We start from the raw sequence: 19564 nt of genomic DNA, 5'->3' as shown, positions 1-19564 counted from the left end.
CCCTCCCGCGCCGACTCTCGTAGATACGTTGCGTTTCTTACCGGGCCGAGTCTACAGTCGAAGACAAGAAACGCGCCGTATCTTATGACCGAATGGCCAGGGGGAGTCCGCCTTGCACACCGCCATGCACACCCACGATCAGACGAACACCATCGACGTCCTGGTGGTCGGCGCCGGCCCGGTGGGCCTCGCGCTCGCCCTCGGGCTGGCCCGCGCCGGGGTGGGCTGCCGCGTGATCGAGCGGGAGCCGCGCTTTCGCGACCGCGGCGTCCGCGGCAAGGGCGTCAACCCGCGCACGCTGGAGGTCTTCGACGATCTCGGCGTCGTGGACGCGATCCTCGACCGCGGCGCGCTCGACCTCAAGGTCCGGACGTACGAGGGGAGTCGCCTCCTCGGCGAGGTCGACCCGGCGGCCGGCAACCGCCCGGCCCCCGACCGCCCGTACCCCGGCATGCTGCTGCTCAGCCAGCACCACACCGAGGAGGTGCTGCGCTCACGGCTCGCCGGGTACGGCGTCACCGTCGAGACGGGCACCGAGCTGATCGACTACACCCAGGACGCGGACGGCGTGCTCGCCACCGTCCACCGCGCCACCGGCCGCGACAACGACGGCCGCGACACCGCCGGCCGGACCGAGCAACTGGCCGCCCGCTACCTGGTCGGCTGCGACGGCGGGCGCAGCACCGTCCGCAAGCTGGCCGGCATCCCCTTCCTCGGCGAGACCTGGGAGGAGGAACGGTTCCTCATGGCCTCCATGGACGTCGACGGCCTGGACACCGACGCCATGCACATCTGGAACGACCCCCGGCTCGGCGTCGGCGCGCTGGCGATGATCCCGATGCGGGCGGACGCCAACTGGGCCGTCCACCTCTCCGTCGCCCCGGACGAGCACGGCGCGATCCCGGCCCCGACCGGGGACACCTTCCGTCGGCTCTTCGCCGAACGGGCCGGCCTGCCCGGGATCACGCTGCACGAGCCGGTCTGGTCCACCGTCTGGCGGCCCACGGTCCGGATGGTCGAGCGCTACCGCGACGGCCGGGTGCTGCTCGCCGGGGACGCCGCGCACTGCCACTCCGCGGCCGGCGGCCAGGGCATGAACACCGGCATCCAGGACGCGCACAACCTGAGCTGGAAGCTCGCCGCCGTGCTGCGCGGGGCCGCGGACAGGCTGCTCGACAGCTACCAGGCCGAACGGCTTCCCGTCGCCCGGGCCGTCCTCGCCGCCACCTCCGCCCAGCACCGGGTGCTGTTCGGCGCCGACGGCGCCCGCGCGCTGACCGAGCAGTTCGTCCACCTGGCCGCCGCCGGGAACGACTTCACCGGGCTCTCCGTCGGCTACCGGGGCGGGCCGCTCGGCCGCGATCTCGACGACACCACCGGCATCCGGGCCGGCGACCGCGCCCCCGACGCCCCCTGCACCACCGCCGACGGCACCCCGACCCGACTGTTCGACCTCTTCCGCGGCCCGCACTTCACCCTGCTGACCGTCGGCGCCCACCCGGCGCCGGAGACCTCCGCCCCGCTGCCCGTCGCCACGCCGCTGCGGCGGGCCGCGGTGCTGGACCCCGGGGGCCACGTGGCCCGGGCGTACGGGCTGCGCGGCCCCGCCGTCGTCCTGGTCCGGCCGGACGGCTACGTCGCGCTCACCGGCGCCACCGCCGATCCGGGCACCCTCGCCGAGCAGCTGCTGAGCTACGGCGCGCGCTACGCCCCGGTGGCGTGAGCCGGGGCGGCAGCCCGCGCCCGCTCGTCGGCGCCGGAGAGCCGGAAGTACACCGGGGCGAGCCCGAGTTCGATCCCCATGAGCACCAGCTGGAACGCGTGCGGCCGGCCGTCCACCGCGAGGGACAGCACCCGCCCGAGGCCGCCGAGCAGCAACACCGCCGCCAGCCACCGCACCGCCCGGGCGGGCACCGGCGTCTGCCGGGCGACCGCGATCCAGGCCGCGCCGTACCCGGCGAAGACCGCCCCCATGAAGCGGCCGAAGCTGCCGACCGTCGGGCCGGCGCCCGGGGTGTGAAGACACGCCCCGGGGCTGTGACGCTTAGGGCCTGTCCGGCGGATCTTGCCGGGCGCACGACGCCGGATCATCCCGCCTGGACGCACGCCCGAATCGTCCAAGTACACCCAGTACGAGGGCGATTCGGGCGCACGCCCAGACGGGCGCCCGACGCCGCGCGCTGATCCGACAAGATCCGCCGGACAGGCCCTAGCATCGGTCCGTAACGGGAAATACCGCCTGAAGCCTCCAACTGCGGTTGAAAATATGACAGTTGAAGGCGAAGGCCGCACCTCACCCGAAGGGCCCCATGGACTCCGCCGCAGCCGACACCCGGACCACCCTCCCGCCGCTCCACCGGCTCCCCGTCTCCCCCGCCCGGCCACCCCACCCGACCACCCTCCCCGACGGCACCCCCGCCTGGCTGGTCACCCGCTACCACGACGTCCGGCAGGTCCTCGGCGACCCCCGGATCACCCGGGCCGACCTGCACGACGTCGGCACCGCCGGCACCACCGCCGACGTCGCCGCCAACCCGGCGTCCCTGTTCAACCAGGACGGCCCCGCCCACCGTCGCCTGCGCGGCACCGTCCAACGCGCCTTCACCCCGCGCGCCATCGCCGGTTGGCAGCCCTGGGTCGCGGCCGCCGTCCAGCAGTCCGTGGACGCGCTGGTCGCCGCCGGACCCCCGCCGACCTGGTCACCGCCTTCACCCGGCCGGTGCCCTTCGCCGTCACCACCCGGCTGATGGGGCTCGACGGCGACGGGCCCGACCGCCTGGACGAGGCCCGGCTGCAGCGCTGGACCCTCGCGCTGCTCGCCCAAGGTGACGGCGAGAACCAGGGCAGCAGCGCCGCCGACCACGCCGAAGCCCTCGCCGAGTACGGCGAGTTCACCACCGAGCTGATCCGACGCCGCCGCCGCGAACCCGGCGACGACCTGGTCAGCCGACTCGTCCAGGCCGCCGACCAGGCCGGTGGCCACGACGACAGCCAGGACGGCGGGATCCCCGAGGAATCACTCGTCTACCTCACCGCCGGACTCACCGCCAGCGGCAACGAGAGCGTCGCCGGCGCCCTCGGCAACGCCCTCCTCTACCTCCTCGGCGAACGCCCCGACCACTGGCCCCGCCTCGCCGACCCGGACACCGCCGAGCGCACCGCCGAACGGCTGCTGCACTTCATCCCGCTCGGCGACGACGAGGCCACCATCCGCCGCGCCACCGCACCCGTCGAACTCGGCGGCACCACCATCCCGGCCGGCTCCGTCGTCGCCATCAGCCTCGGCAGCGCCAACCGCGACCCCGCCGTCCACCCCGAAGGCCTGGACGCCGACCTCGACCTCCCGCTCGCCGCCCCCACCCTCGCCTTCAGCGCCGGGCCGCACTACTGCATCGGCGCCTGGCGGGTCCGGCTCGAAATGCGCGAATCCCTCCACCGCCTCGCCACCGCCCTGCCCGGCCTGCGGCTCACCACCCCGGTCGCGGACATCGCGTGGCAGCTCGGCGGCACCACCCGGAGCCCGGCCCGGATCCCCGTCGACTGGTGACGCCGCCGGGCCGTGCCGCCGGGTCAGAACAGCCACGGCGGCACGGCCCGGACGCTCAACCGAACAGCCCCTCCCCCAGCACCCGCCCCTCCGGCGCCCCCGGCAGGACGTACGCCACCGCCGACGCCGTGTGCTCCAGGAACGGGTTCAGCGCGTCCCGCGCCGCAAGCCGGGTCTGCACCCGGGTGAACTGGGCCGGATCCCGGACGAAAGCGCAGAACAGCAGGCCCCGGTCGCCCGGCCCGTCGTCGTAGCTGTAGCCGCGCCGCAGCATCCGGGCGCCGCCGTCCAGCCGGGGGCTGGAGAGCCGGACGTGCGCGGAGGCGGGGATGACGTACGAGCCGTCCGGGTTCTTCGCGTAGATGTCCGGCTCGTCGTGCTCCGCCGTCCCGGTGAGCGGCGCGCCGTCGCCCGACCGGCGGCCCATCGCCAGGCCCTGCCGGTCCGCGGGCAGGGCCGCGAAGGCGCCGGTGTCCATCCGGATCCGCCGGTAGACCAGCACCGTGCCGTGCTCGTACGGCCCCGGCGGGCCCCAGACCCACTGCCGGGCGGCCTCCTCGTCCGGGTTCGCCGTACCGTCCTTGAAGCCGAACAGGTTCCTGGGCGTCGCGCCGCCGGCCGTGCGGGGCAGGAAGCCGGACTGCGTCCACCGCATGGAGGCCCCCGCCGCCGTGGCCGCCGCGGCAAGCTGCTCGGCGACGACGGACAGCGGCCACCGGTCCGCCGCGCACAGCTGGACCAGCAGATCGCCGCCGCCGCGCGCCGGGTCCAGCCGGTCCCCGGGGAAGGCGGGCAGCTCGGTGAGGACCGGCGCCGGAACGTTCAGCCCCAGCCGGGCGGCGAGCCCCGGGCCGACGCCCACCAGGCCGGTGAGCCGGGCCGGCTCCCCGCCCCGCAACCGCTGGTCCGCCGAGGTCCCGCCGGCCGCCTCGGCGAGCACCCGGGTCACCTCTGCCAGCAGACCCCGCAGGGCGGTTCGGCCGTCCGAGATCGCGGCGGGGGCCAGGTCGAAGGCGAACAGCTGAGTGGCCGGCTGCTGCGGGGCCGTCACCCCGGCCTGCCGTTCGCCGTGGAAGGGGACGGCCGGCTCGGGCGGCGGCGCCGCGGCCGGTGCACCGTCGCCGCCGCGGGCCAGCGCCGCGACCCCGGCCCCCACCCCCGCGCCGACCCCGGCGGCCAGCACCGCCCCGCCCGCGAGCAGGGCCCTGCGGTCCACGCCGCCTCCGACAGTTCGTGGCCGGTCCTGCGCCTTTCCGGTTTCGGCATGCATGGGCGACATTGGAGACGATAGAACACGCATTATGCAACTTTTGACCACACGTCACTTTCCTCGCCCCACAACACCCGCACCCAGGCGGGGAGTCCGGGCACTGATTCCCGCTCTGCTCACCTCCGCCGCCCTCGTCATCTCGACCGCCGTCTCCGGCTGCGCGTCGGCCGGTTCGACCTCGTCCGACGCAAAACATCCCGAAGGCACGGTCGTTCGCGTGCCGCAGCACTTCCCGACCATCCAGCGGGCCGTGGACGTCGCCCGCGAGGGGGACACCGTGCTGGTCGACCCGGGCACCTACCGCGAGAGCGTCCGGATCACCAAGCCCCGGATCGTGCTGCGCGGCAGCGACCGCAACGCCGTGGTCCTGGACGGCGGCGTGCGCCTGGTCAACGGCGTCACCGTCACCGGGCCCGGGTCGGTGGTCGAGAACCTCACCGTCCACGGCTACCTGGCCAACGGCGTCCTGTTCACCGGCGTCACCGACGAGAAGCTGCAGCAGCGCGGCGCCGGCGGCTCCGCCTACGACCCGCTGGACACCGCCCGCTTCCCCGTCGTCCAGGGCTTCCGCGCGACGCGCGTCACCGCCTACGACAACGGCCTGTACGGCATCTACGCCTTCGACGCGCGCGGCGGAGTCATCGAGGAGTCGTACGCCTCCGGCCAGGCCGACTCCGGCATCTACGTCGGCCAGTGCAGGCCCTGCGACACCCTGGTGCGCGGCAACACCGTCGAGCGCAACGCCGTCGGCATCGAACTCACCAACGCCTCCGACGGATTGACGATCCTCGGCAACCGCGTCACCGGCAACCGGGTCGGTGTCACCGTCAACTCCAACGACCTCGAAGCCCTCGCTCCGCAGCACGGCGCGGTCATCGCGGGCAACGTCGTCGCCGACAACAACGCCGCCGACACCCCCGAACAGGCCGACGGCGGTTTCGGCATCGGCATCGGCATCGGCGGCGGCACGGCCAACCGGGTGCAGCGCAACCTCGTCCAGGGCAACCGCGCGGTCGGCATCATCGTCACCGACCCGCCCGGCCACCCGGCGAGCGGCAACCGCATCGAGGGCAACCGCGCCACCGGCAACGGCACCGACCTCACCCTGGCCTCCGTCGACCCGGGCAACTGCTTCACCGGCAACCTGCCCGCCGTCCAGAGCCCGGAGAACCTGGAGACCCTGGCGGCCTGCGGGGTCCAGGGCGGAGCCCAGGGCCGCGGGCCCGTGCCGGCCGGCCACACCAGCCCGGTCCAGGCGCCCCCCGGCATCCCCTTCAGCCAGGTGCCCGCCCCACCCGCCCAGCCGTCTCTGCCCGACCCGGCCGCCCCGGGCCGCCCCGCCACCGACCTCCCGGGCCCGGTCGACCCCGACGCCTACCCCCTCCCGACGAGCACCGACACCGTCCCGACACCCTGACCGCCCCCGCGCCGCCGCGTCCACAACCGCCGGGGCCCGTCTCCGGACCCCCGTCGTCCACCGGGGGTCCGGAGACGGGCCCCGGCCGCAGGAGTGCCACGCTCGTCAAGGGCGCCTCGGGGCTCGGACAGCCGGAGGCCCCGCCCGCACGGCCGCGAAGCCCCCGCCCGCACGGCCGCGAAGCCCCCGCCCGGACGGCCGCGAAGCCCCCGCCCGGACGGCCGTGAAGCCCCCAAGAGTTCGCAAACCCGCAGGACAGTCCGGGCGCCCCGGGGCGACCCGGACTTCCTTGCCGACACGGGCAGTTCGGGACAGCCCGGGCACTTCGGAATCCATCCCGACCGCCCTCCGCGGACATGACATACTGCCTCGGTGACCGCAGCAGACCTGGCCGAGAAGCCACCCAAAAGCCGTCCGCAACTGGGCCGGAAATTCACCCTGCTGTGGTCGGCCTCGGCGATCTCCTCGGTCGGCGACGGCATGCGGGACTCGGCCCTGCCGCTGCTCGCGGTGGCGGTGTCGGACTCGCCCAGCGCGGTCTCGGTGGTCTCCGTCGCCGGGTCGCTGCCCTTCCTGGTGATGTCCCTCTACGGCGGGGTGCTCGCCGACCGGAGCGACCGCCGCCGGCTGATGTGGACGATCGACGCCCTGCGCGCCGCCGTCGTCCTCGGCTTCGCCTGCTGGGTCTTCCTCGCCGACCCGCCGCTGATCACGCTCGCCGCCCTGGCCTTCCTGCTCGGCTGCGGCGAGACGGTCTTCTCCAACGCCGCCACCTCCGCCGTCCCGGAGGTCGTCCGCCCCGACCAGCTCGACGCCGCCAACGGCCGGATGCAGGCCAACATGCTGGTCGGCGGCAACCTGATCGGCCCGCTGCTGGGCTCCGCACTGTTCGCCGTCGCCGCCGGCTACCCCTTCACGGTGGACGGCATCTCCTTCGCCCTCGCCGCCGCCCTGGTCGCCGCCACCGGCCGCTCCACCGCCACCCGCGCCCGGACCGGCCGCCCCGTCCTCACCGAGATCCGCGAGGGCGTCAGCTGGCTGGCCCGCCACCGCGAGGTGCGGATGCTCGCCGTCCTCTCCACCCTCGGCGCGCTGACCTGCTTCATGGGCACCACCATGATGGTCCTGATGGTCACCAGGGTCATCCACGCCCCCGCCGCCTCCTACGGCATCGTCCTCGCCGCCGGCGCGATCGGCGGCACCGCCGCGAGCACCCTGGCCGGCCGGATCAGCCGCGTGCTCAGCCGCGGCACCCGGATCGCCCTCTCCTTCCTGCTGATGGGCGTCTCACTGATCCTGATGGCGTTCAGCACCTCGGTGTTCGAGGTCGCCGCCCTGTACGGCGTGATCGGCTTCGGCATCGTCACCTGGAACATCCAGGCCATCTCGCTGCGCCAGCAGGCCGTCCCGAAGGAACTCCTCGGCCGGGTCAACAGCTGCTACATGCTGCTGTCCCGACTCGGCATCATGACCGGCGCCGCCCTCAGCGGCTGGATCGCCTCCACCACCAGCATCCGCGTGCCCCTGCTGCTCGGCGGCGGCCTGCTGCTCGCCCTCCTGGTCGCCGTGCTGCTCCTGCTCCCCCGGATGACCGCCATGGAGTCCCGGGCCCAGACCGCCGAACCGGCCGCCGACCGGGCCGCCGCCGAGGACGTTTAGGACCAGCCCGAGGGCCCTGATAAATCGCTACCAGGCGGGCGGGGCGCGGTGATAGACATCCGGGGTGCACAAAACCCTGAACTTCGCTGACCACCTGCGGCTGATCGACGAGCGGTCGACCGTCTTCCGTGCTGCCCTCGCCGCCGCACCCGACCTGGACGCGCAGGTGCCCTCCTGCCCCGACTGGACGCTGTTCGACCTGGCGCAGCACATGGGCCAGAGCCGCCGGCGCTGGGCCGCCACCGTCGCCGCCGGGCCCGCCGACACCCCGCCGGCCGGGTTCGAGCCGGGGCGCGGCCCGGTCGCGCCGCGCGGCCGGGAGGAACTGCTCGCCTGGTCGGCCGAGTCGACGGAGCTGATGCTGGAGGCACTGCGGGAGGCCGGGCCGGATCGCGGCTGCTGGACGTGGTGGGGCAAATCGCTGTCGCCGCAGACCTCCGGTGCCGTCGCCCGGCACCAGTTGCTGGAGATCTCGGTGCACACCTACGACGCGCAGCTCACCCTGGGCGCCCCGCAGCCGCTGCCGGACGCCGTGGCGCTCGACGGGGTCGAGGATTTCCTGCACACCTGCAACGCGACCACGTCCCCGTGGCCGCACGAGCCGGCCGTCCTGGACTACCACATCGCCGGGGGCCGTTCCTGGCGCCTGCGGTTCGACGCCCAGGGCGCACGGCCGATCCTGCTGCCCGCGGAGGGCGAGGCCCCGGAGGCGGCCGACCTCTCGGCCCGCGGCACGGCCGACGAGCTGGTCATGACCATGTACGGCCGGGCCCCCTTGGAGTCCCTGAAGCTGGACGGCGACCGGCGGGTCCTGGACCGGCTGGTGGAGTGGGTGCCGGAGTGAGTCGACCCTGATCGACCATGATCGCCTGCGATCGAACGGGGGCGGAACCGACCGGTTCCGCCCCCTTCGCGTTCCCCGTTCAGCATTCGCAGCCCGAGAACCGTCGTATCCGACCTGTCCGGATCACGTCATGCCGGTTCCGGAAGCGCGGATCCCTTGAACGCCGTGGTCATGCCGAATGACGATGGTCGTCGCAGGAGCGACCCTCCGGCCGCGCCGAAAGGCCCGGGACCGGTACCTCCTGCCCTCCCCACGTGGTCTCCCTCACGTCGTCTGACACCCCACAGAACGGCTGGCTTCCGCATGGCGCTCGACGAACGGCACTACCGGTTCTTCCCCGTCCCGAAACTCGACGATTCCGTCCTCCGCGAATTCCCGACCCTGCCCGTGGACCGGTACTGCGACGGCAAGTTCCGCCACCGCCGGTTCTCCCAGTACCGGATCGCCCACTCCGCCACCGCCGGCTGGCAGTTGGAGCTGCTGCCGCACCGCCCGTTCTGCCAGGCGACCAAGTTCAACGGTGTGACGGGCGGCCAGCTGCGCGACTTCGACCCGCTGCGGATCGACCCCGGCCCGCTGGTGCGGGCGGGCGCGGAGGAGGTGCCACTGGACACCGCCACCGACTGGCAGGTGGACGTGCACCAGTGGCGGATCGTCTCGGACGACAGCACCCGCGGCGTCTCGGTGCCGGAGGGGCCGCACCAGGACGGGCACACGTTCAGCGTGATCGCGGTCATCGACCGGGTCAACATCACCGGCGGCGAGACCCAGTTGCTGCCGATGGACAGCGACGAACCCTTCGTGCGGACGGTCCTCCGGCCCGGGCAGGCCGTCGTGCTGGACGACCGGAAGATGCGGCACTACGCGACCGACATCGCCGCGCCGCCCGGCGAGCACGGGCACCGCGACATCTTCCTGCTCGCCTACAACACCTGGCCGGAGCGGCGCTACGGGGAGGCGTACGAGAAGGCCGTGCTGGCCGGAACCTGGTGCTAGGGCGTGCCTGACGACCCCTAGGGTCCGGTCCGCCGCAGGACAGCTTCCCGAGAGGACGCACGCCATGGCCCACCCCCCGTCCCCGCACCCTTCGCCGGCCCCGCAGCTGCCGGAGCACGACCCGGACGACCCCGTCGAGAACGCCGTCATCGCCCGGCTGGCCGGCAACTGGGCCCGGCGGGCCTCGGTGAAGCGGGCCGAGCCGGACCTGGACGACCTGTTCGAGCCCGACCGCCCGGACTACCCGGAGCACCTGCTCCCCTTCCACGACCACCCCGCCTACCTCGCCCTCGACGGCGGGCAGCGGGCCCGGCTGCTCGCCTGGGCCTGGGTGGCGTTCAACAAGAACGTGATGGACAACGAGCAGCGGGTGGTGAACCCGGGCTTCGAGCTGATCACCCGGGACGCCTTCGGCACCGGCCTGTCCGAGACCACCGTCCTGGCCGCGACCCAGGCCATGGTGGACGAGCAGTACCACACCCTGATGCACCTCAACGCCAGTGCGGTGACCCGGCGTCGGCGCGGCTGGCAGCTGCCGGAGAGCGCGCTGCCGGTGGCCCGCAAGGCCCGCCGGCACGCCGAGCGGCTGGCCGAGGCCGGGCAGCCGTGGCAGCGGGAGCTGACCACGCTGGCCTTCGCCACGGTGTCGGAGCTGTCCATCAACGCCTACCTGAACCTGATCGCCGAGGACCCGGAGGTCCAGCCGGTGAACCGGGCCACCGCGACCATGCACAACCGCGACGAGTACTGCCACTCCGCGATCTCCAAGGAGGTCGCCAAGGAGGTCTGCGCCGGCCTGGACGCCGAGCGCCGGGCGTACTTCCTGGACGCCGTGGGCGACGGCATGCGGGCGTTCGGCGCCAACGACTTCACCACCTGGCGCCGGGTGGTCCGGCTGGTCGGGGTGGCGGACGGCGAGCGGATGATGCGCGACGTCGAGCAGGACCAGGGGCGCACCATGCTCGTCCAGGACTACAGCGCGCTCTACGCGCTCTGCACCGAGCTGGGGGCACTGGAGGAGATCGACTTCGACTGGGGCGGGGTGACACTGCGATGACCGTCAACTCCGGTCGTACCAGGGTGAGTCAGCCCACCCTCCCGGTCCTGGACGGCACCTGGCTGCGCCCCGGCGATCCCGGCTACGACCGGGCCCGCCGGGTCTGGAACGGCATGCACGACCGCCGGCCCGCCCACATCGTCCGCTGCGCCAGCGTGGCGGACGTCCGCCGGGCGCTGCGCTTCGCCGCCGGGGCGGGGTACGAGGTGACGGTGCGCGGCGGCGGGCACAACGTGGCGGGGACGGCGGTGGCCGACGGCACCGTGATGGTCGACCTGTCGCTGCTGCGCGGTGTCGAGGTGGACCCGGCGGCCCGGACGGCGCGGGCGCAGGGCGGCTGCCTGCTCGGCGACCTGGACGCGGCGACCGAGCCGCACGGGCTGGTCTGCCCGACCGGGATCATCTCCCGCACCGGCCTGGCCGGGCTCGCCCTCGGCGGCGGGTACGGCTGGCTGAGCCGCCGCTGGGGCCTGACCTGCGACCACGTGCTTTCCGCCCAGGTGGTCCTGGCGGACGGCTCGGTGGTCGAGGCGACCGAGCGGGACCACCACGAGCTGCTGTGGGCGCTGCGCGGCGGCGGCGGGAACTTCGGGATCGTCACCCGGTTCACGCTGCGGCTGCGGCCGGCCGTCCCGGTGCACCGCCGCACCGGGGTGTACGAACTCGCCTCGGCCGAACAGGCGTTGGCGAACTACCGGGCGTTCGCGGGCGAGCTGTCGGCGGACCTGCACGTGGCCGGCGCGCTCAAGGTCGCGGGCCAGTACGGCGGTTACGAGACCTGGCTGCCCGAACGGCTGCGCGGCCGCCCCGCGCTCTACCTGACGGCGGTGTGGTTCGGCGCGCCCGAGCGGGCCGAGGCCGCCTCCGAGCCGCTGTTCGCCGCCCTGCCGCCGGCCGCCGCGAGCAGCGGGCCGATCGGCTACCGGCAGCTGCAGAGCGGCGGCGACCACGAACGCCCGGACGGCAACCGCTACTACACCAAGACCCGCTACCTGGCCGACGTCCCGGCGCCGGCCGCCGCCGAGATGGTCGACTCGCTGGCCGCGATGCCCTCCCCGCTGTCCTCGATCAACTTCGAGTACCTGCGCGGCGCGATCGCCGACGTCCCCGACCAGGACAGCGCCTTCCCCGGCCGGGAGGCGCCGTTCATCCACACCGTCTCCGCGCAGTGGAGCAGGCGGGCGCAGGACCTGGAGAACATCGCCTGGACCCGGCGCTCCGTCGAACGGCTCGACCCGTGGAGCCACACCGGCGCGTACGTCAACTACCTGGTGGACGAGCGCCCCGACCGGGTCCGGGAGGTGTACGGGGACGCGCGCTACCGGCGGCTGGCCGCCGTCAAGGCGGCGTACGACCCGGGCAACGCCCTGCACCACAACCAGAACATCCGCCCCGGCCAGGGGAACCCCGAGTGAGGAGCCTCGCATGCGCATCGCGGTAGTGGACGGCTTCTCGACCTCCCGGCTCCTGGTCGGACAGCTCGCCGAGCACGCGGTGGAGTGCGTCCACCTGCGCACCCAGCCGGCCTTCCGCGAGTCCTACACCCGCGGCTTCGACCCGGACGCCTACGCCGTCGACCTCGGCCACCTGCCGGAGGACGAGGCGGTCACCGCCCTGCGCCGGCTGGGGGTGGACCGGGTGATCGCGGGCGGCGAGTCCGGGGTGCTGCTCGCCGACGCCCTGGCGCACCGGCTCGGCCTGCCCGGCAACGACGTGCGCACCGCACCCGCCCGCCGGGACAAGGCCCGGATGGCGGAGCTGCTGCGCGCGGCCGGGCTGGCGGCGCCCTCCGGCACGCTCGCCGCCGACGCCGGGCAGGCCACGGCCTGGTTCACCGCGAACGGCGGCACCACCGTCGTGGTCAAGCCGCTCGCCAGCGCCGCGACCGACGGCGTCCGGGTCTGCACCACCGCCGCGCAGGTGCGCGAGGCCGCCGAGGACGTCCTCGGCCGGCCGAACTTCATCGGCGCCGCCAACCGGGCGGTGCTCGTCCAGGACTACCTGGAGGGCGACGAGTACATCGTCAACACCGTCTCCCGGGACGGTGTTCACAAGGTCGCCGAGATCCTCAAGTGCACCAAGAACAAGGGCCCTCACGGCTCGCCGGTGTACGACTACCACGAGCCGGTGCAGCGCTCCGACCCGCGCGGCGAGCAGGTAGTGGCGTACACCAAGGAGGCCGTCACGGCGCTCGGCATCGCGCACGGCGCGGCGCACAGCGAGGTGATGCTCACCCCTGCCGGGCCGGTGCTGATCGAGACCGGCGCACGGCTGATGGGATCCATCCACCCCTGGGTGCACGAGAAGTACCTTGGCACCTCGCACGTCCACCTGTACGCCCTGGCCCTGACCGACCCGGAGGCCTTCAAGGCCTTCCCGGACGAGGACCTGCGCTGGTCGCAGGAGCTGCGCCAGGTCTACCTGTCCAACCACCGGGCCGGGGTGGCCGGTTCGGACGCCTGGCAGGAGCGCTACCGCGCGCTGGAGTCCTTCGTGGAGCTGAGCGCGCCGCTCTCCCCCGGGCAGCCGGTGCCGCGGACCGTCGACCTGGCCACCGTCCCGGGCTACGTCTACCTCGCCGCGCCCTCGCTCGCGACGGTCGACCGCGACCGCGCCCGGATCCGGGCGTACGAGGACCAGGGCGTCTACGTCCTGCCGTGAAAGCGTCACCCCGTCCCTGCCCCACCCCGCCCTCGCCCCGCCCCGCAGACGCCTCCCGCACGCCCCCTCCGAAGGGAACCGCCATGCCCAGGCTGCTGATCGGCAACTGCTTCACCGACGAACTCGCCGGCGACCCGGCGCTGCTGCCGCAGGCGCACCTGCAGACGGCCGCCGCCTCCGCCCAGCTGCTCATCTGGTTCGCCCGGCCGGACGACATCGTCGTCCTGCCGCAGGAGCCCGAGGAGGAGCTGGTCGACTACATCACCGCCCTGACCGGCACCCCGCGCTCCTCCTTCCAGGTGCTGGTGCCCCCGCCCGGCGTGGTGGGCACCGACCTGCTCACCGCCGACCGGCTGGCCGACCCGGAGTTCCGCGGCGACCTCGCCAAGGCCATCGCCGACCGGCCCGTCGAGGACGTGATCCCGCTGACGCCGGAGGCCTCGGTGGTCGAACTGGGCCGCGCGCTCGGCTTCCTGCAGGCCGTCCCCGGCCACGCCTTCGTCGGCCAGGGCGGCGGGATGCTGCTCAACAGCAAGGCGGTCTTCCGCGCGGTGGCGGCCGGCTCCGGCGTGCCGCTGCCGGAGGGCGGGGTGTGCACCAGCAAGGTCGACGCCGAGGAGGTCATCGCCGGCCTCTTCGCCAAGGGCTACCCGGTGATGGTCAAGCGCGACTACTCCTGCGGCGGGCTGGGCAACGAGATCGTCAGCCCGGTCGACGGCTACCGCCCGGTCGGCGCCGAGCGGGTGCTCGTCCTGCCCGACCGCGCCGCGATCCGGGCCTACCTGGACGAGCGGTGGGAGTGGGCCACCAACGGCAGCCGCTACCCGGCCGTGGTCGAGCGCTACGTCCCCGACAGCCGGGGCATCTTCGTGGAGTTCGTCATCACCGACGACGGCCCGGTCTTCTCCGAGCACGGCGAGATGCTCTCCGCGCCGGTCGCCAACGCCCAGGTGATCCCCTCCCCCGGGCTGCCGCCCCGCGCGCTGCCCGAACTGGTCGCCGCCGGCGGCCGGTTGTGCGAGACGCTGCGGATGATGGGCTTCCGCGGGCAGTTCTGCGCCGACGCCATCGTGACCGGCACCGGCGAGGTGATGTTCACCGAGTACAACGGGCGGATCACCGGTTCCACCCACATCTACACCGTCATCGGCCGGCAACTGGTGGGGCCGGACTACGCCGACAGCCGGGTGCTCGTGGAGTACTGCAAGTGGCCGGTGCCCTCGTTCACGGCCGCCGCCGAGAAGCTCGCCGCGGCCGGCCTCGCCTACGACCGGGCCAGTCGCACCGGCGTCGTCCTGGTGAAGGCGTTCAGCCACGCCGACGGCACCGTGCGGTTCTGCGTGATCGCCGAGGACTTCGAGGCCGCCGAGGTGGTCCGCGAGCGGGTCGAGTCCCTGTTCCTGCCCACCCCGGCCTGACCGCGAGCCCGCACCCGCGCCCACGGCGCGTACCGACCTGACGAAGGATCAACCATGGCACTGCTGAACAGCTACGACGAGTGGTCGAGGCTGCGCGAGGTGGTCGTCGGCTCCGCCGAGAACTACACCTCGCACGAGCGCGAGCTCTCCTTCGACCTCTTCCACCACGACAACCTGATCCGCTCCGAGTGGTACTACCCCCGGCTGACCGCCCCCGGCTCCACCTCCGGCGCCGACGGCGGGGCGAACGGTGGCCAGGGCCCGGGCCGCCGGAGCGGCCAGTCGCCGATCAAGCAGCGCTACGTCGACGAGCTCACCGAGGACATCGAGGGCATCGCCGCCACCCTCCGCTCGCTCGGCGTGAAGGTGCTGCGCCCGCTCCCCCTCGACAAGGCCACCGTCGAAGTGCGCACCCCCGCCTGGTCGGCCGCCGTCGTACCGCCGCTCAACCTGCGGGACAACACCCTCGTCCTCGGCGACGAGATCGTCGAGACGCCGCCGATGATCCGCTCCCGCTACTTCGAGACCCAGCTGCTCACCCCGGTCTTCGCCGAGTACTTCGCCTCCGGCGCCCGCTGGACGGTCATGCCGCGCCCGCTGATGACGGACGCCTCCTTCGACCCGTCCTACGCCAACAGCACCATCGGCGGCCCCACCGAGCCGGTCCGCGACCCGCAGCCCTCCCCGTACGACGTCGGCTTCGAGATGATGTTCGACGGCGCGCAGTGCCTGCGGCTCGGCCGCGACGTCGTGGTCAACATCTCCACCGCCAACCACGCCCTCGCCGTCGACTGGCTGGAGCGCCACTTCGAGGGCCGGTTCCGCTTCCACCGGGTGCACCGGCTCAGCGACAGCCACATCGACAGCATGGTGCTCGCGCTGCGCCCGGGCACGCTACTGGTGCGCTCCGAGAAGGTCGCCGAGCTGCTGCCCGAGCCGCTGCGCACCTGGGACCTGATCGTCCCACCGGTGCCGGAAGTGAACAACTTCCCGCAGTACGAGGACGACGACCTCATCCTCACCAGCAAGTACATCGACCTCAACGTGCTCTCGGTGGACGAGGAGACCGTCCTGGTCAACGCCGCCTGCCCGGAGCTGATCCGCACCCTGGAGCAGGCCCGCTTCACCGTCGTCCCGGTGGTGCACCGCCACCGCCGGCTGTTCGGCGGCGGGTTCCACTGCTTCACCCTGGACACCGTGCGCGACGGCGGACCGGAGGACTACCTCGCATGAGCGCGATGCGCGAGACCCCAGAGGCCTACGAGGCCTACGACCACGACCGGGTGCTGGAGCGCTTCCACCTGATCGCCAACGGCCCCGCCCTGTTCAACGCGGTGGTGGCCGGCGCCGAACTGGGCGTCTTCGACCACCTGTCGCGGCACCCGAAGTCCTCCTTCGAGGAGATCCGCGCCGCCCTCGGCCTGCCCGCGCACCAGCTGCGGGTGCTGCTGTTCGCGCTGTGCACCACCGAACTGATCCGGCGCGACGGCGGCGCGTACCTGAACACCCCGGTCGCCGAGGACTTCTTCGCGGGCGAGGGCGAGGACGGCTGGCAGGACATCCTGCTCGGCTGGCAGCGGATCTACTACCCGGCCTTCGCCCACCTCACCGAGGCGCTGCGCACCGGCCGGAACACCGCCCTCGCCGCCTACCCCGGCAGCGAACCCACCCTCTACCAGCGGCTGGAGCACCGCCCCGAGCTGCAGGACGTGCTGCACCGCTCGATGACGGCGTTCACCCTGCGGTCGATGAGCGGCATCGTCGACCACCTGGACCTGGCCGGCGTGGACCACGTCCTGGACGTCGGCGGCGGCGACGGCACCACCGCCAAGGCGCTGGCCGCGGCCCACCCCGGCGTGCGGTTCACCGTCTTCGACATGCCGGGCGTCGCCGAGATCGGCACCCGCCGGATGGCCGCCCCGCTCGCCGACCGGGTCGCCCTGCAGCCCGGCGACATCTTCCACGACCCGTTCCCGCGCGACGCGCAGTGCGTGCTGTTCAGCCACTGCCTGGAGGTCTTCGACGCCGACCAGATCCTGGCCCTGCTGGCCAAGGCCCACGACGCCCTGCCGCCCGGCGGGATGGTCGCGGTGTACGGGTACCACGCGGCGCAGGACGAGCAGCGCGGCCTCTACGGCGCCCGGCTCTCGCTCTACCTCAACGTGCTGGCCACCGGCCAGGGGATGTCCTACCCGGCGGCCGACTACGAACGCTGGCTCGCCGAGGCCGGGTTCGTGGACATCGGCACCGTGCCGGACCTGCCGTACGAGCACGGGCTCGTCACCGGCGTCCGGCGGTGAGGTGTGCTGCGGTGAGGCGGCCTTCGGTGAGGCCTGCTGCGCTGAGGCGGCCGGCGGTGAGGCGGCCTTCGGCGGGCCCGTCACAGGAGGGGCGGCCGTGCGCTTCGGCATCGTGATCCTCCCCGAGCACCGCTGGCCCGAGGCCCGCGAACGGTGGCTGCGGGCCGAGGAGTTCGGATTCGACCACGCCTGGACGCACGACCACCTGAGCTGGCGGTGGCTGCGCGACGAGCCCTGGTTCGGCTGCCTGCCGACCCTGGCCGCCGCGGCCGCCGTCACCTCGCGGATCGGGCTGGGCACGCTGGTCGCCACCCCCGAGTTCCGCCACCCCGTCCCGTTCGCCAAGGAGGTCATGACGATCGACGACGTCTCCGGCGGCCGGATGATCTGCGGGCTCGGCGCGGGCGCGGGCGGCTTCGACGGGACGGTGCTGACCGGCCGGGAGCGACCGCCGGCCGAACGGGCCGACCGCTTCGCGGAGTTCCTGTACCTCACCGACCTGCTGCTGCGGCAGCCGGTCACCGACCACACCGGCCGCCACTACGGCGCGCACGGCGCCCGGATGATCCCCGGGTGCGTCCGGCGGCCCCGCGTCCCGCTCGCGGTGGCCGCCGGGGGCCGGCGCGCGCTGCGGCTGACCGCCGAGTACGCCGACCTCTGGATCACCAACGGCACCCCAGGCCGGTTCGACGCGCTCCCCTATCGCGAGGCCCTGCCGCTGCTCGCCCGGCAGCAGGCCGCGCTGGACGAGGCCTGCGCGGAGGTGGGACGCGATCCGGCGACCCTGCGCCGGCTGCTGCACACCGGCGCGACCGTCGGCGGCGTCCTCGACTCCCCGGCGGCCTTCGAGGACGCGGCCGGGAGCCTCGCCGAGCTCGGGTTCACCGACCTGGTGGTCAACTGGCCCCGGGAGCAGCACCCGTACGCCGGGTCCACCGCCGTACTGGAGAAGATCGCCGCCGAGCTGGCGCGGATCGCCACCGCCCTGCCGACCGACCCGCCGAGGTGACGCCCGTGTTGAGCATCGACGACCTGCACGCCAGCGTGTCGGACCCGCTCCTGGACACGATGAACTTCCTCAACGAGATCACCACCCGCTACCCGCAGGCGATCTCCTTCGCCCCCGGGCGGCCGTACGACGGTTTCTTCGACGTCGAGCAGGTCTTCACCCACCTGCGCCGCTACCTGCGCCACCTGGAGGAGACCGGCTGCTCCCCCGGGCAGGTGCGCGACGCGCTGTTCCAGTACGGCCCGACCGCCGGGCGGATCCGGGAGCTGATCGCCGACTCGCTGCGCAAGGACGAGGGGATCGACGTCCCGCCGGAGGCCGTGGTGGTCACGGTCGGCTGCCAGGAGGCGATGCTACTCGCGGTGCGCGCGCTGCACGCCCGCCCGCAGGACGTCCTGCTGGTGGCCGACCCGTGCTACGTGGGCATCGCCGGGGCCGCGCGGGTGCTCGGCGTCGAGACCGCGCCCGTCCCCGAGCGCGACGGCGGCTTCCACTGCGACGAACTGCGGGCCGCGGTGCTCGCCGCACGGGCCCGCGGGCTCCGGCCCCGTGCCTGCTACCTCGTCCCGGACCACGCCAATCCGCGCGGCACCACCGTCCCGCTCGCCACCCGGCGCGAACTGCTGGACCTGGCTGCCGAGTTCGACCTGCTGATCCTGGAGGACAGCCCCTACCGGATGGTCAGCCCCGGGCCGCGGATCCCCACCCTCAAGGCGCTGGACCGCGACCGGCGGGTGGTCCACCTCGGCTCCTACGCCAAGACGCTGTTCCCCGGCGCCCGGGTCGGCTACGCCGTCGCCGACCAGCCGGTGGCCGACCGGGCCGGGCGCACCGGGCTGCTGGCCGCCGAACTCACCAAGATCAAGAGCATGGTCACGGTGAACACCTCCCCGCTCAGCCAGGCCGTGGTCGCCGGGATGCTGCTCGCCGCCGACGGCCGCACCGCCGAGCTCAACACCAAGACCTCGGCGTACTACGGCGACACCCTGCGGGCCACCCTGCGCCGCCTGGACGCGTGCTTCCCGCCCGAGCGCCGCGACGCCCTCGGAGTGCGCTGGACCCGGCCCGAGGGCGGGTTCTTCCTGGCCCTGGACGTGCCCTTCGTCGCGGACAACGCGGCCCTGACCCGCTCGGCCCGGCAGTTCGGCGTGATCTGGACGCCGTTGTCCTACTTCCACCCGCACGGCGGCGGCACCCACGGCATCCGCCTGTCCACCAGCTACCTCACCGAACACGACATCGCCGAGGGCATCTCGCGTCTGGCCCGCTTCGTCGAGGCGGAGGCGGCGGAGGCGTCCGGTGAAGGAAGGCCTCTTCGTTGACCCCGGCACCCCGTATCCGCAGCCCCCGTACACCGCGCGGCACCCGCCGCCAGTGGGGATGGAC

Annotated in this window: 17 protein-coding genes; 15 read left to right on the top strand and 2 right to left on the bottom strand. The window is 73.7% G+C overall.

The features are described 5' to 3' along the window. Positions 1-112 precede the first annotated feature (112 nt). A complete protein-coding gene (locus CRP52_RS27305) occupies positions 113-1723 on the top strand; it encodes an FAD-dependent monooxygenase (protein ID WP_218893119.1) in 1611 nt (536 codons plus the stop codon). Here CRP52_RS27305 and CRP52_RS27300 read toward each other — a convergent pair. Next, complete coding sequence (locus CRP52_RS27300) at positions 1705-2091, bottom strand: DUF4345 domain-containing protein (protein ID WP_097238809.1); 387 nt, start codon at positions 2089-2091, stop codon at positions 1705-1707. The genes CRP52_RS27305 and CRP52_RS27300 overlap by 19 nt on opposite strands. 218 nt (positions 2092-2309) lie before the next feature. Between CRP52_RS27300 and CRP52_RS39875 the strand changes: the two genes are divergently transcribed. Both CRP52_RS39875 and CRP52_RS27295 read left to right on the top strand, forming a co-directional pair. After that, on the top strand, positions 2310-2747 hold the full coding sequence (locus CRP52_RS39875; RefSeq protein ID WP_257032876.1) for a hypothetical protein: 438 nt from the start codon (positions 2310-2312) through the stop codon (positions 2745-2747). Continuing rightward, a complete protein-coding gene (locus CRP52_RS27295) occupies positions 2720-3547 on the top strand; it encodes a cytochrome P450 (RefSeq protein WP_257032875.1) in 828 nt (275 codons plus the stop codon). Before CRP52_RS39875 ends, CRP52_RS27295 begins: the two co-directional genes overlap by 28 nt. A gap of 55 nt (positions 3548-3602) precedes the next feature. Here CRP52_RS27295 and CRP52_RS27290 read toward each other — a convergent pair whose 3' ends face one another. Beyond that, a complete protein-coding gene (locus CRP52_RS27290; protein ID WP_257032874.1) occupies positions 3603-4763 on the bottom strand; it encodes a Dyp-type peroxidase in 1161 nt (386 codons plus the stop codon). A gap of 271 nt (positions 4764-5034) precedes the next feature. Here CRP52_RS27290 and CRP52_RS27285 point away from each other — a divergent pair, with 271 nt between their 5' ends. From CRP52_RS27285 to CRP52_RS27230, 12 genes are all read left to right on the top strand, one after another. Further along, on the top strand, positions 5035-6234 hold the full coding sequence (locus CRP52_RS27285) for a right-handed parallel beta-helix repeat-containing protein (protein ID WP_257032873.1): 1200 nt from the start codon (positions 5035-5037) through the stop codon (positions 6232-6234). A 372-nt stretch (positions 6235-6606) separates the two neighbouring features. Further along, the gene (locus tag CRP52_RS27280; protein WP_097238806.1) at positions 6607-7893 is read left to right on the top strand and encodes an MFS transporter; all 1287 of its coding nucleotides are present in this window, start codon (positions 6607-6609) and stop codon (positions 7891-7893) included. A gap of 64 nt (positions 7894-7957) precedes the next feature. Then, the gene (locus tag CRP52_RS27275; protein WP_097238805.1) at positions 7958-8737 is read left to right on the top strand and encodes a maleylpyruvate isomerase family mycothiol-dependent enzyme; all 780 of its coding nucleotides are present in this window, start codon (positions 7958-7960) and stop codon (positions 8735-8737) included. A 303-nt stretch (positions 8738-9040) separates the two neighbouring features. Beyond that, on the top strand, positions 9041-9733 hold the full coding sequence (locus tag CRP52_RS27270; RefSeq protein WP_179852932.1) for a 2OG-Fe dioxygenase family protein: 693 nt from the start codon (positions 9041-9043) through the stop codon (positions 9731-9733). Between the two features lie 64 nt (positions 9734-9797). Beyond that, complete coding sequence (locus tag CRP52_RS27265) at positions 9798-10790, top strand: AurF N-oxygenase family protein (RefSeq protein WP_097238803.1); 993 nt, start codon at positions 9798-9800, stop codon at positions 10788-10790. Further along, complete coding sequence (locus CRP52_RS27260; RefSeq protein ID WP_097238802.1) at positions 10787-12205, top strand: FAD-binding oxidoreductase; 1419 nt, start codon at positions 10787-10789, stop codon at positions 12203-12205. Before CRP52_RS27265 ends, CRP52_RS27260 begins: the two co-directional genes overlap by 4 nt. A 10-nt stretch (positions 12206-12215) precedes the next feature. After that, a complete protein-coding gene (locus tag CRP52_RS27255) occupies positions 12216-13451 on the top strand; it encodes an ATP-grasp domain-containing protein (protein ID WP_097238801.1) in 1236 nt (411 codons plus the stop codon). An 83-nt stretch (positions 13452-13534) separates the two neighbouring features. Continuing rightward, positions 13535-14869 carry a peptide ligase PGM1-related protein gene (locus tag CRP52_RS27250; RefSeq protein WP_097238800.1) on the top strand — a complete coding sequence of 445 codons (1335 nt, stop codon included), beginning with the start codon at positions 13535-13537 and terminating at the stop codon, positions 14867-14869. Positions 14870-14923: 54 nt separating this feature from the next. After that, on the top strand, positions 14924-16102 hold the full coding sequence (locus tag CRP52_RS27245; protein ID WP_097238799.1) for a glycine amidinotransferase: 1179 nt from the start codon (positions 14924-14926) through the stop codon (positions 16100-16102). Further along, positions 16099-17169 carry a methyltransferase gene (locus CRP52_RS27240; RefSeq protein WP_097238798.1) on the top strand — a complete coding sequence of 357 codons (1071 nt, stop codon included), beginning with the start codon at positions 16099-16101 and terminating at the stop codon, positions 17167-17169. Before CRP52_RS27245 ends, CRP52_RS27240 begins: the two co-directional genes overlap by 4 nt. A gap of 97 nt (positions 17170-17266) precedes the next feature. Beyond that, positions 17267-18178 carry an LLM class flavin-dependent oxidoreductase gene (locus tag CRP52_RS27235; RefSeq protein WP_097238797.1) on the top strand — a complete coding sequence of 304 codons (912 nt, stop codon included), beginning with the start codon at positions 17267-17269 and terminating at the stop codon, positions 18176-18178. 8 nt (positions 18179-18186) lie between these two features. Beyond that, positions 18187-19500, top strand: coding sequence for an aminotransferase-like domain-containing protein (locus CRP52_RS27230; RefSeq protein ID WP_373560526.1), 1314 nt, complete (start codon positions 18187-18189; stop codon positions 19498-19500). The last annotated feature ends 64 nt before the right edge of the window (positions 19501-19564 follow it).

Source organism: Streptomyces sp. 1331.2 (genome assembly GCF_900199205.1).
Taxonomy (GTDB): domain Bacteria; phylum Actinomycetota; class Actinomycetes; order Streptomycetales; family Streptomycetaceae; genus Kitasatospora.
Note: the sequence above shows the minus strand (reverse complement) of the source record. Positions and strands in the feature narration are given on the sequence as shown.